The organism is Streptomyces sp. Da 82-17 (assembly GCF_046098215.1).
Lineage (GTDB): Bacteria > Actinomycetota > Actinomycetes > Streptomycetales > Streptomycetaceae > Streptomyces.
In genome coordinates this window covers 417,798-432,514 of the sequence record NZ_JBJURH010000002.1, presented here as the reverse complement: position 1 = coordinate 432,514, position 14,717 = coordinate 417,798, and the positions used below count along the sequence as shown (strand labels likewise).

The window sequence follows — 14,717 nt, the reverse complement described above, 5'->3', positions numbered from 1 at the left end:
CAAGCAGTCCGAACAACCCGGGAGAGATGTAGATGTCCGTATCGGACGAGACCACCACCGTCAGCGACGGCATCATCCTGTCCGACGCCGCCGCGGCCAAGGTCAAGGCCCTCCTCGAGCAGGAAGGCCGTGACGACCTGGCCCTGCGTGTCGCCGTTCAGCCCGGCGGCTGCTCCGGCCTGCGGTACCAGCTGTTCTTCGACGAGCGCTCGCTCGACGGGGACGTCGTGAAGGACTTCGACGGCGTCAAGGTCGTCACCGACCGCATGAGCGCCCCGTACCTGGGCGGCGCCTCCATCGACTTCGTCGACACCATCGAGAAGCAGGGCTTCACCATCGACAACCCCAACGCCACGGGCTCCTGCGCCTGCGGCGACTCCTTCAGCTGAGCCGACCGGCTCCAGGAGTCCACAGACACCGAAGGCGGCGCCCCCTGCGCGAGGGGGCGCCGCCTTCGTCGTACGCGCTGCGTCCGTCCACGCGCCCCGGGGCCGCCGCGTGGCTACCTCCGCTGCACCGCCGCCCCGTCCGTGCCGACCACGGTGCGCTCGCCGAGCGGCTCGTCGAGGGTGACCTCGGCCGTGCGCTCCTCGGCGATCATCACGCAGACCTGGCCCTTCTTCTGCGGCTTCTCGGTCACGGCGACCCGCACCTCGCTGCCGCTCTCGGTCGCCCGCGCGCTGTACTCGCTGCACGCCCCGCCCCAGAACCGCAGCGTCAACGTCCGCCCGTCCGCGCTGTACGACGTCACCGGCACGTCCCGCGTCCGCGGCCCGCCCTCGCCCGGGTCCTCGGTCGGCTCGGGCCGCGGCTCGGTGGCACGCGGCTCCGCCAGGTACTTCGGGTCCACGGCGGGATGCGTCAGCGTGAACTCCTCCCCGCCCCCGCCCGGCCGCACCTGGAACAGCCAGGACGGTACGAGCACCTGCCGGCCCCGCTCGAAGTGCAGCGCCAGCCCGAACGTCGCCCCCGTCACCCGGACCGGCTCGGGCCCCTGCCCTTCCGCCCCGGACCCGGACTCGGCCCCGGACTCCGGAGGGCAGGGCTGCTGCGGGCCCACGCCGCCGCCGGGAGCGGGTTCACCGGGTGCGATCCCGGACGGCTCGGACCCTCCGCCCTGCGGCCCGGCGCCCAGGCCCTGCTTCCCGGCGCCCCCGTCGAGCGGCACGGGGCGGGCGCAACCGCCGCTTCCGCTTCCGGGCCCGGACTTCTTCGCCGCCTCGTTCAGCTCCGCGATCGTCCGCTCCGCGCTCAGCACGGGGTACGCGGCGCCCTTCTCCGGCACGCTCAACTGCCCGCTGCCGCCGACCACTCGACCGTCCGCGCCGACCTGCACACCCGTCGACCAGCCGTACGTCGGCAGCCCGCCCACCTCCGGGTCCGCGTTCACGACCCGTACGGCGCCGACCGTCTGCGAGGCGTCCAGCTCGGCGTCGCTCTGCCCGACCGCTTCGAGGACGGGGGCCGCGGCCCGCTCGGCGTCCTCCTCGCTCACCGGCCCGGGCCCGCCGGCCCCAAAACCCGAGCCCGAACTCCCCTGAGGCGTACAGGACTTGCCCTTGACGCAGTCGTCCGTACCGACCGGGTGCGCCCGGAAGCTCCACGTGCCCGGCGCCTCCTTGCCGACCGTGAGCACCGGACCGTCCCCGGCCCGGCCCACCTTCCACACGGTGCCCTCGGCACGCGGCGTGCCCGACACGTCCAGGGCTTCGGCAAGCCGCGCCACCAGGTCCACGTCGACCACTCCGCGCGGCCGGTGCACCGACGCGGAGCCCGGCCCCTTCGGCAGCTCACCGCCCGCCCGGTACGTCACACCGCCCGGCGCGGGCTCCCCGGGCGCGACACCGCGCGCCGGGTCCTCGTCCAGGACCAGCGGGGGAGGGGTCTCGTCGGCCGCGGGGCCGCCCGCACCGGCGCCGCCCGAGGCGTTCGCCGCGACATACGCGCCACCGCCCCCGGCCAGCAGCACCGCGGCCGCCACCGAGGCAGCCACGAGCCCGGGCCGCCGCCGACGACCGCCCTCGGGTGTCTCCTCGCCGCCCACCGCATCGCTCCTTCGTCCACACCGGCTCCCCGCACGGGGAGGCTGTCGGTGGGACGGCCCCGCAGGGCGTACGGTTCCCGGCCGCGCGCCCCTCAGTCCCCGTAGTCGGACATCGCGTCCAGGAGCCGGGCCGAGGTGCCCGGCACGGTCACGCCGTGGATGTTCGCCGGGGAGACGGGCTGCGGCGCGGTCTCGCGCGCCTGCTTCCAGTGCGGAGCCATCCGGGCGCAGTCACCCCGGAGCTGCTCCAGAGTGAGGTCGGGCTGTTCCGGCATGGCGGTGTGCTTCGACATATACGCACCGTACGCACGCGGAACCCCACAGAAAAAGGTCTACTATCGGGTAGTTTCGCCGGTTCAGACGAGGGCCCGGCACCGGATAGCGTGGAGCGTCACTCTCCACCGCAGCCTCTCCGCAGGAGACATACGCGTGCGTATCGCAGTCACCGGCTCCATCGCCACCGACCACCTCATGACCTTCCCCGGCCGATTCGCCGACCAACTGGTCGCGGATCAGCTGCACACGGTCTCCCTCTCCTTCCTGGTCGACAACCTCGACGTGCGCAGGGGAGGCGTGGGCGCGAACATCTGCTTCGGCATGGGCCAGCTCGGCACTCGCCCGATCCTCGTCGGAGCCGCGGGGTCCGACTTCGACGAGTACCGCGCCTGGCTCGACCGGCACGGCGTCGACACCGACTCCGTACGCATCTCCGAAGTCCTGCACACCGCGCGCTTCGTGTGCACCACGGACGCCGACCACAACCAGATCGGCTCCTTCTACACCGGCGCCATGAGCGAGGCCCGGCTGATCGAGCTGCAGTCCGTCGCCGAGCGCGTCGGCGGCCTCGACCTCGTCCTGATCGGCGCCGACGACCCGGAGGCGATGCTCCGCCACACCGAGGAGTGCCGCTCCCGCTCCATCCCGTTCGCCGCGGACTTCTCCCAGCAGATCGCCCGCATGGACGGCGAGGAGATCCGCACGCTCCTCGACGGCGCGACCTACCTCTTCTCCAACGAGTACGAGAAGGGCCTCATCGAGTCCAAGACCGGCTGGACCGACGAGGAGATCCTCGGCCGCGTCGGCCACCGCGTCACCACCCTCGGCGCCCGCGGCGTCCGCATCGAGCGGGCCGGCGAGGACCCGGTCGAGGTCGGCGTCCCGGAGGAGGAGTCGAAGGTCGACCCGACGGGTGTCGGCGACGCGTTCCGCGCCGGCTTCCTCTCCGGCCTCTCCTGGGGCGTCAGCCTGGAGCGCGCCGCCCAGGTCGGCTGCATGCTCGCCACCCTGGTCATCGAGACGCTCGGCACGCAGGAGTACACCCTGCGCCGCGCCCACTTCATGGACCGCTTCACCAAGGCGTACGGCCACGAGGCCGCCGCCGAGGTCCAGGACCGCCTGGCCTGATCCGGCCAACTTCGGAAGGCCGGGTCCGACAGTCCCCTTTCGGCCCGGCCTTCCCGCCGTTCCCGGCACCCGGGCCTCCCGCGGGCCTCGGCTTCCCGGCCTCCCGCCTGCCCGGCGCCCTTCGTACGTCAGGAGACCCGGCGGACCGTATAAGCAGTGCCGCGGTCCGCCGGCTCCTCGCCCACGAACTCCTGCTCCCGCATGTGGCACCAGGCCCGGATGTCGAGCCCCGCCGCCCCGTCGTCCGACAGGACCGTGACCGTGCCGCCCACCGGGACGTCACCGATCACCTTGCCCAGCTCGATCACCGGGATCGGGCACTGCTTGCCGAGCACATCGAGGACCAGCGAATCGGCAGGGCCCGAGGCCGCCGACTCCACCGGCGCCCCCAGCTTCTCCCGCACCGCCGCCACCGCCCGAGGCAGCACGGTCAGGAACCGCTCCACATCCGCGGCCTCCGTGCCCACCGGCAGCGACACCCGCACGTTGCCCTCGCTCAGCACGCCCATCGCCCGGAGCACATGGCTCGGCGTCAGCGTGGAGCTCGTGCACGACGAACCCGACGACACCGAGAAGCCCGCCCGGTCCAGCTCGTGCAGCAGGGTCTCGCCGTCGACATAGAGACAGGAGAACGTGACCAGATGCGGCAGCCGCCGCTCCGGATCGCCGACCACCTCCACGTCCGGCACCAGCTCCGGCACCCGCGCCCTGATCCGCTCCGTCAACTCCCGCAGCCGCGCCGCCTCCTGAGCCGCCTCCGCGTGCACGGCCCGCAGCGAGGCCGCCGCCGCCACGATCGCCGGCAGGTTCTCGAACCCCGGCGCACGCCCCGACTCCCGCTCGTCCGACGGCCCTTGAGCCGCGAACCGCACCCCCTTGCGTACGACCAGGAGCCCCACGCCCGACGGGCCGCCCCACTTGTGGGCGCTCGCCGCGAGCAGCGACCAGGCGCCGCCCACCGGCCCCCACGGCAGGGACTGCGCCGCGTCCACAAGGAGCGGCACCCCGGCCGCCCGGCACGCCTCCGCCGCTTCGCCGACCGGCTGCTCCGTGCCCACCTCGTGGTTGGCGGACTGCAGACAGGCGAGCGCCGTCCCCGCACCCAGCGCCTCCGCGAACGCCCCGGCGTCCACCCGCCCCGAACGCCCCACCTGCACCTGGACCGTCGTACCGCCCTGCTCCTCGTGGGCCGTGGCCGCGTGCAGCACCGAGGAGTGCTCGACCGCGGAGACGACGAGGCGGCTGCCCACGCGGCGGCGGCCCGCGAGCGCCCCCGCGACCCCCGTGTGCACGGCCCGCGTTCCCGAAGGAGTGAAGACCAGCTCGTCCGGCCGGCAGCCCACCGCCCCCGCCGCCGCCTCGCGCGCGGCGTCGAGGAGCAGCCGGGCCCGCCGGCCCTCGCGATAGAGCCGGGCGGGATCGGCCCAGCCCTCGTCGAGCGCGGCGAGCAGAGCCTGCCGGGCAACGGGGTGCAGGGGAGCGGACGATGCGGCGTCGAAGTAGGGCACGCCGTCACGCTACCCGGACCGGGGAAGAGTTCGGCCGGCCTGTGGACAACCTCCGTACGTACCTCCGGAAGCGCGCGTTCCGAGGTGGCCGCCGACTTCCTGTCGGTATCTCCGGAGGGGGTGTCAGTTGCCCGTTCACGTGCGACGTTGGGCTTCGACGAGGGGGTTTTGGCCACCCCTTCGGGTCGGACCACGGCGCGTTGGGCACCCTCCCCGCGCGACCCCAAATAGCGTCCAGTAGGGTTTGGTCCGCATAAACATCCAAACCCCTGCCCGTACAGGGACCGGAGCCCGACCGACCAGCATCACCGGCCGAGCCCGGCCGAGCGGGCGAGACTCTCGGGAAGGCGCTACGTGAGTCCCAACGGCTCCGACCGCTCGTCGCGGCGCCCGATGCGGCGGAAGCTGCCGCAGGTGCTGACTGCGGGCCTGGTCCTGGCGACCGCGACCGGTTGCACATACAAGGACTTCCCTCGGCTTGGTATGCCCACCCCCGTCACGGAAGAGGCTCCGCGGATCCTCTCCCTGTGGCAGGGCTCGTGGGCCGCGGCGCTCGCCACCGGCGTGCTCGTGTGGGGCCTGATCCTGTGGAGCGTTGTCTTCCACCGGCGCAGCCGCACCAAGGTCGAGGTTCCTCCGCAGACCCGGTACAACATGCCCATCGAGGCGCTGTACACCGTGGTCCCGCTCATCATCGTGTCGGTGCTTTTCTACTTCACCGCACGCGACGAGTCGAAGCTCCTCGCACTCTCCGACAAGCCGAAGCACACCGTGAACGTGGTGGGCTTCCAGTGGAGCTGGGGCTTCAACTACATCGAGAACGTCCCCGGTTCCGAAGGCGACGCCAAGTCGAACAAGGACCTCGCGGCGATTCCGGACAAGCTCCAGAAGGACTTCCCGGACAACGCCGGCGGTGTCTTCGACGTCGGCACGCCCGGCACCCGGAACCCGCAGAACGGCAACCCGGGCCCGACCCTGTGGCTGCCGAAGGGCGAGAAGGTCCGCTTCGTCCTGACTTCGCGTGACGTCATCCACTCCTTCTGGGTGGTGCCGTTCCTGATGAAGCAGGACGTCATTCCGGGCCACACCAACACCTTCGAGGTGACCCCCAACAAGGAGGGCACCTTCTTGGGCAAGTGCGCCGAGCTCTGCGGCGTCGACCACTCCCGGATGCTGTTCAACGTCAAGGTCGTCTCCCCGGAGCGCTACCAGCAGCACCTGCAGGAGCTGGCCGAGAAGGGGCAGACCGGCTACATCCCGTCGGGCATCGAGCAGACGGACCCGGCCAGGAATGCGGAGAAGAACCAACTGTGAGCATCCTCAACGAACCCCAGGGTGCTGGTGCAGCAGGCGCCGCGAGCAGTGAACCGTACGAGAACGAGCTCCCGGTTCGGCGCAGGCAGCCCGGCAACGTGGTCGTGAAGTGGCTGACCACCACCGACCACAAGACGATCGGCACGCTTTACCTGGTCACGTCGTTCGCGTTCTTCTGCATCGGCGGCCTGATGGCGCTCTTCATGCGCGCCGAACTGGCCCGTCCCGGCACGCAGATCATGTCGAACGAGCAGTTCAACCAGGCGTTCACGATGCACGGCACGATCATGCTGCTGATGTTCGCGACGCCGCTGTTCGCCGGATTCGCGAACTGGATCATGCCGCTGCAGATCGGCGCGCCCGACGTGGCGTTCCCGCGGCTGAACATGTTCGCGTACTGGCTGTACCTCTTCGGCTCGCTGATCGCGGTGGGCGGCTTCCTCACCCCGCAGGGTGCGGCCGACTTCGGCTGGTTCGCCTACTCCCCGCTGTCGGACGCGGTCCGTTCGCCGGGCATCGGCGCCGACATGTGGATCATGGGTCTGGCCTTCTCCGGCTTCGGCACGATCCTCGGCTCGGTCAACTTCATCACCACGATCATCTGCATGCGTGCCCCCGGCATGACGATGTTCCGGATGCCGATCTTCACCTGGAACGTGCTGCTGACCGGTGTCCTGGTCCTCATCGCCTTCCCGGTGCTCGCGGCCGCGCTGTTCGCCCTTGAGGCGGACCGCAAGTTCGGTGCGCACATCTTCGACGCGGCCAACGGCGGCGCCCTGTTGTGGCAACACCTCTTCTGGTTCTTCGGACACCCAGAGGTGTACATCATCGCCCTGCCGTTCTTCGGCATCATCTCCGAGGTCATCCCGGTCTTCTCGCGCAAGCCGATGTTCGGTTACATGGGCCTGGTCGGCGCGACCATCGCGATCGCCGGTCTGTCCGTGACGGTGTGGGCGCACCACATGTACGTCACCGGTGGCGTGCTGCTTCCGTTCTTCTCCTTCATGACGTTCCTCATCGCCGTACCGACCGGCGTGAAGTTCTTCAACTGGATCGGAACGATGTGGAAGGGCTCGCTGTCCTTCGAGACTCCGATGCTCTGGGCGATCGGCTTCCTGATCACCTTCACCTTCGGTGGTCTGACCGGTGTCATCCTGGCCTCGCCGCCGATGGACTTCCACGTCTCGGACTCGTACTTCGTGGTCGCGCACTTCCACTACGTCGTCTTCGGAACCGTGGTCTTCGCGATGTTCTCCGGATTCCACTTCTGGTGGCCGAAGTTCACCGGCAAGATGCTCGACGAGCGCCTCGGCAAGATCACGTTCTGGACGCTGTTCGTGGGCTTCCACGGCACGTTCCTGGTGCAGCACTGGCTCGGCGCCGAGGGCATGCCGCGGCGTTACGCGGACTACCTCGCGGTCGACGGCTTCACCGCCCTGAACACGCTCTCGACGATCGCCTCGTTCCTGCTCGGTCTGTCGATCCTGCCGTTCTTCTACAACGTCTGGAAGACCGCCAAGTACGGCAAGAAGATCGAGGTCGACGACCCGTGGGGCTACGGCCGTTCGCTCGAGTGGGCCACGTCCTGCCCGCCGCCGCGGCACAACTTCCTCACCCTGCCGCGGATCCGTTCCGAATCCCCGGCGTTCGACCTGCACCACCCTGAGATCGCGGCCCTCGAACAGCTCGGTCACGGCGACGAGTCCGACAAGGCGCTCGCGGGCGGCAAGGAGGCCGGCAAGTGAAGATCCAGGGCAAGATGTTCATCTGGCTGAGCGTCTTCGTCCTCGCCATGGCGATCGTCTATGGCGTGTGGTCGAAGGAGCCGGCCGGCACCACGGCGCTCTTCCTGGCCTTCGGCCTGTGCATCATGGTCGGCTACTACCTGGCCTTCACGGCCCGGCGGGTCGACGCCATGGCGCAGGACAACAAGGAGGCCGACGTCGCGGACGAGGCCGGCGAGGTGGGCTTCTTCAGCCCGCACAGCTGGCAGCCGCTCTCCCTGGCCGTCGGTGGCGCGCTCGCCTTCATGGGCGTCGTGTTCGGCTGGTGGCTGATGTACTTCTCCGCTCCGCTGATCCTCGTCGGTCTGTGGGGCTGGGTGTACGAGTACTACCGCGGCGAGAACCAGAACCAGTGAGCCGCTAGCACGCAGCAGCACAAGAGGGGCCCGGACACTCCGTGAAGGAGCGTCCGGGCCCCTCTCGTGCAGCAACCTCCACCCCTCGTACGGGTCACTCGGCGCGCCGCGGCTGACGAATCTTCATACCGTGTGCTCATGAGCAACTCACCGCGCATCCCCACGGTTCTGAGCTGCACACTGCTGGTCGTCGCGCTCGGCGCGGGAGCGACCGCGTGCGGCGGCTCCGACGGACATCCGCTCTCGGCCAAGCCGTACGACGCGGCCGGCCAGATCGCCTTCAACGGCCCCGACGAGGACGAGAAGGCGGACCCGGAGAAGCCCCTGGAGGTGACCGCCCAGGGCGAGGAGGCGCGCATCACGGACGTGACCGCGACGGACTCCCTCGGCCGGCACGTCGCGGGCGAACTCTCCGCCGACGGCACCCGCTGGCACAGCACGGGCCCCCTCGCGGCCGGCGTGCACTACACGCTGAAGGTCAGCACCGAGGACGAGGACGGAGCGCCCGGGAGCAAGCTCCTCAGCTTCGACACCGGCACCCCCAAGAAGAAGCTCCTGAAGGTCGAGTTCGGCCCGGAGAAGGGCACGTACGGCGTCGGACAGCCCGTCACCGCGAAGCTCAGCAAGGCCGTCAAGGGGAAGGAGGCCAGGGCGATCGTCGAACGCGCCCTGACCGTCCGCTCCGTGCCCGCGGCCGAGGGCGCCTGGCACTGGGTGGACGGCAAGACGCTGCACTACCGCCCGAAGGACTACTGGCCGACCCAGGCGACCGTCGAGGTGCGCTCCAACCTGGAGGGCATCAAGATCAACGACAGCCTGTGGGGCACCGACACCAAGCCCGTGAAGTTCAAGACGGGCGACCGCGTCGAGGCCGTCGTGGACGCCGGCTCGCACTACATGACGGTCTACCGCAACGGCGAGGAGATCAACTCCGTGCCGGTCACCACCGGCAGGCCCGGCTACTCGACCCGCAACGGCGTCAAGGTCGTCCTGGGCAAGGAGTACGCGGTCCGCATGACCAGCGCCAGCATCGGCGCCTCGGACTTCTACGACAAAATGGTGTACTACGCGACCCGCGTCACCGACACCGGCGAGTACCTGCACGCCGCCCCCTGGTCCGCGGGCTCCCACGGCTACGCCAACACCAGCCACGGCTGCGTGGGCATGAGCACCGGCAACGCCGCCTGGCTGTTCGAGAACCTGCGCCAGGGCGACCTCGTCAAGACCGTCAACAGCTACGGCGAGGACATGCCCACCTTCGGCAACGGCCTCGGCGACTGGAACATGAGCTGGAAGGACTGGCGCAAGGGCAGCGTCCTGCTCGCCGACACCCGCGACGGCCAGTCCCCGGTCGACGCGGCCCGCCTCCGCCCGCAGGTCTGAGCGGCCCCGTACATGCCGAACACCCCTGCGCCGTACGGAAGTTGCCCCGTACGGCGCAGGGGCGCGCAGAGCGGCGGGAGGCGGGGCTCAGGCGGTCACGGAGAGGCGGCGGCGCAGCAGGGCCGCCAGGGAGTCGGCGAACTCGACCGGGTCCACGGGGAGCGTCACCGCGGCCTCCGCGCGGCTCCACGTGGCCAGCCAGGCGTCCTGCGGGCGGCCGATGAGGAGCAGCACGGGCGGGGCCTGGAAGATCTCGTCCTTGATCTGCCGGCAGACGCCCATGCCGCCCGCGGGGACCGCCTCGCCGTCCAGGACGCAGACGTCGACGCCGCCGCGCTCCAGCTCCTTGAGGACCGCGGCCTGGGTCGCGCACTCGATGAACTCGACCTGGGGCACGTCCGCGGCCGGCCTGCGACCCGTCGCCAACCGCACTTGCTCGCGGGTGTTCGCATCGTCGCTGTAGACCAGGACCGTGGCGGTCGACTGCATGGTTGCTCCGCTTCGTCGAGGTGCAGGGCTCGGCCGATCAACTCGGTTCCGATGCGCGGATGCTACTCCTCCCGACACCCTGTCAACACCGGTACGGACAGGCCACTGATGGGCCATCCGGGCTGGACATGGGCGGGGAACACTCCGAACGGCACCCCCCGGAGTGAGGGCTGGATAAGCGACCGACATAATGTCGGCGTGGCGACAGCAATGACAGTAGACAAGGGGCACGCGCACCCGTCGGTCAATCGACCGAACCTCACCAGCGTCGGAACCATCATCTGGCTGAGTTCCGAGCTGATGTTCTTCGCGGCCCTCTTCGCGATGTACTTCACCCTGCGTTCGGTTACGGGTGCCGAACACTGGAAGGAAATGGCTTCGGCCCTGAACTTCCCCTTCTCGGCGACGAACACCACGATCCTGGTGCTCTCCTCGCTCACCTGCCAGCTCGGCGTCTTCGCCGCTGAGCGCGGTGATGTGAAGAAGCTCCGGGCCTGGTTCATCGTGACCTTCATCATGGGCGCGATCTTCATCGGCGGCCAGGTCTTCGAGTACACCGAACTGGTCAAGCACGAGGGCCTCTCGCTCTCGTCGGACCCGTACGGCTCGGTGTTCTACCTCACGACCGGCTTCCACGGCCTGCACGTGACGGGCGGCCTGATCGCCTTCCTGCTGGTTCTCGGCAGGACGTACGCGGCCAAGAGGTTCACTCACGAGCAGGCAACCTCCGCCATCGTCGTGTCCTACTACTGGCACTTCGTCGATGTCGTCTGGATCGGCCTCTTCGCCACGATCTACATGATCAAGTAATCGGGCCCGGGTTCGGGAACGTCGAACCCGCCGTCCAACACATTCCAGAAGCATCGACGCAGAAGATCCTGACACCGGGGTAATCCGTGAAAAAGCTCTCCGCACGACGACGCCATCCGCTGGCGGCGGTCGTCGTCCTACTCCTCGCGCTGGCGGCCACCGGGGGGCTGTACGCCGCGTTCGCACCCGCGGACAAGGCGCAGGCCGATGAAACCGCCCAGTCCCTCGCCATCGACGAGGGCAAGAAGCTCTACGCCGTCGGCTGTGCCAGCTGCCACGGCACCGGTGGTCAGGGCACTTCCGACGGCCCGAGCCTCGTGGGCGTCGGCGCCGCCGCGGTGGACTTCCAGGTGGGCACCGGCCGTATGCCGGCCCAGCAGCCCGGCGCCCAGGTGCCGCGCAAGAAGGTCATCTACACGCAGGCCGAGATCGACCAGCTCGCGGCGTACGTCGCCTCGCTCGGCGCCGGTCCCGCGGTGCCGACCGACAAGCAGTACAACCCCGAGGGTGCCGACATCGGCAAGGGTGGCGAACTGTTCCGCAGCAACTGCGCGCAGTGCCACAACTTCACCGGTGAGGGCGGCGCCCTGACCCACGGCAAGTTCGCGCCGACCCTCGAGGACGTCGACCCGAAGCACATCTACGAGGCCATGCAGACCGGCCCGCAGAACATGCCGTCCTTCCCCGACACCACGATGCCGGAGAAGGAGAAGAAGGACATCATCGCGTACCTCGACGCGGTCAACGGTGAGAAGACCGCCAACCCGGGCGGACTGAAGCTGGGCGGCCTCGGCCCGGTCAGCGAGGGTCTGTTCGCCTGGATCTTCGGTCTCGGCGCACTGATCGCAGTCGCCGTCTGGGTAGCCGCTCGGACCGCAAAGGCCAAGAAGTCATGAGTAGCCAAGACATTCCAGAAGAGAACCTGCCCACTGAGCAGGACGCTGCCGGGCACACCCTGGAGAAGACCGCGGACGACCCGTTCGCGGACCCGGGTATCCCCCCGCACGAGCACCGGATCCAGGACATCGACGAGCGGGCCGCCAAGCGGTCCGAGCGCACGGTGGCCCTGCTGTTCACGATCTCGATGCTCGCCACCATCGGCTTCATCGCCTCGTACGTGATCCTCCCGGTCGAGAAGATCGTCTACGTCTGGCCGATCGGGCACATCAGCGCGCTGAACTTCGCCCTGGGCCTGACCCTCGGCATCGCGCTCTTCTGCATCGGCGCGGGCGCGGTCCACTGGGCCCGCACCCTGATGTCCGACGTGGAGATCGCCGACGAGCGGCACCCGATCGCGGCCGAGCCCGAGGTTCGCGCCAAGGTCATGTCCGACTTCAAGGCGGGCGCCGAGGAGTCCGGCTTCGGCCGGCGCAAGCTGATCCGCAACACGATGTTCGGCGCCATGGCCCTCGTGCCGCTCTCCGGCGTCGTCCTCCTGCGCGACCTCGGTCCGCTGCCCGAGGACAAGCTGCGGCACACGCGCTGGGCCAAGGGCAAGATGCTCGTGAACATGAACACCCACGAGCCGCTGCGCCCGGCGGACGTCGCGGTCGGTTCGCTGACCTTCGCCATGCCCGAGGGCATGTCGGAGCACGACCACGACTTCCAGACCGAGATCGCCAAGGCCGCCCTGATGATCGTCCGCATCCAGCCGGACGACATCAAGGACAAGCGCGAGCTCGAGTGGTCGCACGAGGGCATCGTGGCCTACTCGAAGATCTGCACCCACGTGGGCTGCCCGATCTCCCTGTACGAGCAGCAGACGCACCACGCCCTCTGCCCGTGCCACCAGTCCACCTTCGACCTCTCCGACGGTGCCCGAGTGATCTTCGGCCCGGCCGGTCACGCCCTGCCGCAGCTGCGCATCGGCGTGAACGAGGAGGGCTACCTCGAGGCGCTCGGCGACTTCGAAGAGCCCGTCGGTCCTGCCTTCTGGGAGCGCGGATGAGCACCAAAGCTGAGAACACGAGGAAGGCACCGGCCGGCGAGCGCGTAGCCGACTGGGCCGACGGCCGGCTGGGGATCTACTCCCTGGCCAAGGCCAACATGCGCAAGATCTTCCCGGACCACTGGTCCTTCATGCTGGGCGAGATCTGCCTCTACAGCTTCATCATCATCATCCTCACGGGTGTGTACCTGACGCTGTTCTTCCACCCGTCGATGAACGAGGTGGAGTACGCGGGCAGTTACGTCCCGCTGCAGGGTCAGCTGATGTCCGAGGCCTTCAACTCGACGATGCACATCAGCTTCGAGGTCCGCGGCGGTCTGCTCATCCGGCAGATCCACCACTGGGCCGCGCTGATCTTCGTCGCGGCGATGCTCGTGCACATGATGCGCGTCTTCTTCACCGGCGCGTTCCGCAAGCCGCGCGAGGTCAACTGGCTGTTCGGCTTCCTGCTGCTGGTGCTCGGCATGTTCACCGGCTTCACCGGCTACTCGCTCCCGGACGACCTGCTGTCCGGTACGGGTGTGCGCTTCATGCAGGGCGCCGTGCTGTCCGTGCCGGTCGTCGGCACCTACCTGTCGATGTTCCTCTTCGGCGGTGAGTTCCCCGGCGGCGACTTCGTGGCCCGGTTCTACTCGGTCCACATCCTGCTGCTGCCCGGCATCATGATGGGCCTGCTCGTGGCCCACCTGATCCTGGTCTTCTACCACAAGCACACGCAGTTCGCGGGCCCCGGCAAGACCAACAAGAACGTGGTCGGCATGCCGCTCCTCCCGGTCTACATGGCCAAGGCCGGCGGCTTCTTCTTCCTCGTCTTCGGTGTCATCACCGTCGTCGCGGCGATCGCCTCGATCAACCCGATCTGGGCGCTCGGCCCGTACCGCCCGGACCAGGTGTCCACCGGTGCGCAGCCCGACTGGTACATGGGCTTCTCCGAGGGCCTGATCCGTGTCATGCCGGGCTGGGAGATCAACCTCTGGGGTCACACGCTCGTCCTGGGTGTGTTCGTCCCGCTGATGATCTTCCCGCTGGTCCTGGCGGCCATCGCGGTCTACCCGTTCATCGAGTCCTGGGTCACCGGCGACAAGCGCGAGCACCACATCCTGGACCGCCCGCGCAACGCCCCGACCCGTACGGCCTTCGGTGTGGCCTGGCTGACCTGGTACTTCGTGCTGCTGATCGGTGGTGGAAACGACCTCTGGGCGACCCACTTCCACCTGTCGATCAACTCGATCACCTGGTTCGTCCGGATCATGTTCTTCGTCGGCCCGGTCATCGCGTTCATCGTCACCAAGCGGATCTGCCTGGGTCTGCAGCGGCGCGACAAGGACAAGGTGCTGCACGGACGCGAGTCCGGCATCATCAAGCGCCTGCCGCACGGCGAGTTCATCGAGGTGCACGAGCCGCTCAGCCAGGAGCAGCTGCACACCCTCACCGCGCACGAGCAGTACAAGCCGCTCGAGCTCGGCCCCGAGGTCGACGAGAACGGCGTCAAGCGCAAGGTGTCGCGCGGCGAGAAGCTGCGGGCCAAGCTCTCCAAGGGCTACTACGGGGAGGACAACCAGATCCCCAAGCCCACGGTGGAGGAGTACAAGGAGATCACCAGCGGCCACGGCCACCACTGATCCCCGTCAGCTGTAGCTGAACGCCACGGCAGGAGCCCCGTCCATTCAACGGACG

Annotated in this window: 14 protein-coding genes; 10 read left to right on the top strand and 4 right to left on the bottom strand. The window is 69.1% G+C overall.

Annotated elements, in window-relative coordinates:
- Positions 1 to 32: 32 nt before the first annotated feature.
- On the top strand, positions 33 to 389 hold the full coding sequence (locus ACIDOF_RS04895; protein ID WP_409004390.1) for an iron-sulfur cluster assembly accessory protein: 357 nt from the start codon (positions 33 to 35) through the stop codon (positions 387 to 389).
- A 113-nt stretch (positions 390 to 502) separates the two neighbouring features.
- Here the strand turns inward: ACIDOF_RS04895 and ACIDOF_RS04890 are convergent, their stop codons facing one another.
- Positions 503 to 2,044 carry a hypothetical protein gene (locus ACIDOF_RS04890; RefSeq protein ID WP_409004388.1) on the bottom strand — a complete coding sequence of 514 codons (1,542 nt, stop codon included), beginning with the start codon at positions 2,042 to 2,044 and terminating at the stop codon, positions 503 to 505.
- 92 nt (positions 2,045 to 2,136) lie between these two features.
- Complete coding sequence (locus ACIDOF_RS04885) at positions 2,137 to 2,337, bottom strand: hypothetical protein (RefSeq protein ID WP_409004386.1); 201 nt, start codon at positions 2,335 to 2,337, stop codon at positions 2,137 to 2,139.
- A 136-nt stretch (positions 2,338 to 2,473) separates the two neighbouring features.
- Between ACIDOF_RS04885 and ACIDOF_RS04880 the strand changes: the two genes are divergently transcribed.
- Positions 2,474 to 3,448, top strand: a complete 975-nt coding sequence (locus ACIDOF_RS04880) for a carbohydrate kinase family protein (RefSeq protein ID WP_409004385.1) — start codon at positions 2,474 to 2,476, stop codon at positions 3,446 to 3,448.
- A gap of 128 nt (positions 3,449 to 3,576) precedes the next feature.
- Here the strand turns inward: ACIDOF_RS04880 and ACIDOF_RS04875 are convergent, their stop codons facing one another.
- On the bottom strand, positions 3,577 to 4,956 hold the full coding sequence (locus ACIDOF_RS04875; RefSeq protein WP_409004384.1) for a cysteine desulfurase/sulfurtransferase TusA family protein: 1,380 nt from the start codon (positions 4,954 to 4,956) through the stop codon (positions 3,577 to 3,579).
- A gap of 354 nt (positions 4,957 to 5,310) precedes the next feature.
- Between ACIDOF_RS04875 and coxB the strand changes: the two genes are divergently transcribed.
- From coxB to ACIDOF_RS04855, 4 genes are all read left to right on the top strand, one after another.
- Complete coding sequence (gene coxB / locus ACIDOF_RS04870; protein ID WP_409004383.1) at positions 5,311 to 6,270, top strand: cytochrome c oxidase subunit II; 960 nt, start codon at positions 5,311 to 5,313, stop codon at positions 6,268 to 6,270.
- Positions 6,267 to 8,015 (top strand): cytochrome c oxidase subunit I, encoded by a 1,749-nt coding sequence (ctaD, locus tag ACIDOF_RS04865; RefSeq protein ID WP_409004382.1) that lies wholly within the window; start codon positions 6,267 to 6,269, stop codon positions 8,013 to 8,015. The genes coxB and ctaD overlap by 4 nt, the downstream gene beginning before the upstream one ends.
- Positions 8,012 to 8,410 carry a cytochrome c oxidase subunit 4 gene (locus ACIDOF_RS04860; RefSeq protein ID WP_409004381.1) on the top strand — a complete coding sequence of 133 codons (399 nt, stop codon included), beginning with the start codon at positions 8,012 to 8,014 and terminating at the stop codon, positions 8,408 to 8,410. The genes ctaD and ACIDOF_RS04860 overlap by 4 nt, the downstream gene beginning before the upstream one ends.
- 138 nt (positions 8,411 to 8,548) lie before the next feature.
- Positions 8,549 to 9,793, top strand: a complete 1,245-nt coding sequence (locus ACIDOF_RS04855) for an Ig-like domain-containing protein (protein WP_409004380.1) — start codon at positions 8,549 to 8,551, stop codon at positions 9,791 to 9,793.
- Between the two features lie 87 nt (positions 9,794 to 9,880).
- Here the strand turns inward: ACIDOF_RS04855 and ACIDOF_RS04850 are convergent, their stop codons facing one another.
- Complete coding sequence (locus ACIDOF_RS04850; protein ID WP_409004379.1) at positions 9,881 to 10,282, bottom strand: hypothetical protein; 402 nt, start codon at positions 10,280 to 10,282, stop codon at positions 9,881 to 9,883.
- Between the two features lie 210 nt (positions 10,283 to 10,492).
- Between ACIDOF_RS04850 and ACIDOF_RS04845 the strand changes: the two genes are divergently transcribed.
- From ACIDOF_RS04845 to ACIDOF_RS04830, 4 genes are all read left to right on the top strand, one after another.
- Positions 10,493 to 11,092 (top strand): heme-copper oxidase subunit III, encoded by a 600-nt coding sequence (locus ACIDOF_RS04845; RefSeq protein WP_282541026.1) that lies wholly within the window; start codon positions 10,493 to 10,495, stop codon positions 11,090 to 11,092.
- 86 nt (positions 11,093 to 11,178) lie between these two features.
- Positions 11,179 to 11,988 carry a c-type cytochrome gene (locus ACIDOF_RS04840; protein WP_409004378.1) on the top strand — a complete coding sequence of 270 codons (810 nt, stop codon included), beginning with the start codon at positions 11,179 to 11,181 and terminating at the stop codon, positions 11,986 to 11,988.
- Entirely contained in the window at positions 11,985 to 13,040 is a 1,056-nt protein-coding gene (locus ACIDOF_RS04835) for a Rieske 2Fe-2S domain-containing protein (RefSeq protein WP_409004377.1), read from the top strand. The genes ACIDOF_RS04840 and ACIDOF_RS04835 overlap by 4 nt, the downstream gene beginning before the upstream one ends.
- Complete coding sequence (locus tag ACIDOF_RS04830) at positions 13,037 to 14,662, top strand: cytochrome b (protein ID WP_409004375.1); 1,626 nt, start codon at positions 13,037 to 13,039, stop codon at positions 14,660 to 14,662. Before ACIDOF_RS04835 ends, ACIDOF_RS04830 begins: the two co-directional genes overlap by 4 nt.
- The last annotated feature ends 55 nt before the right edge of the window (positions 14,663 to 14,717 follow it).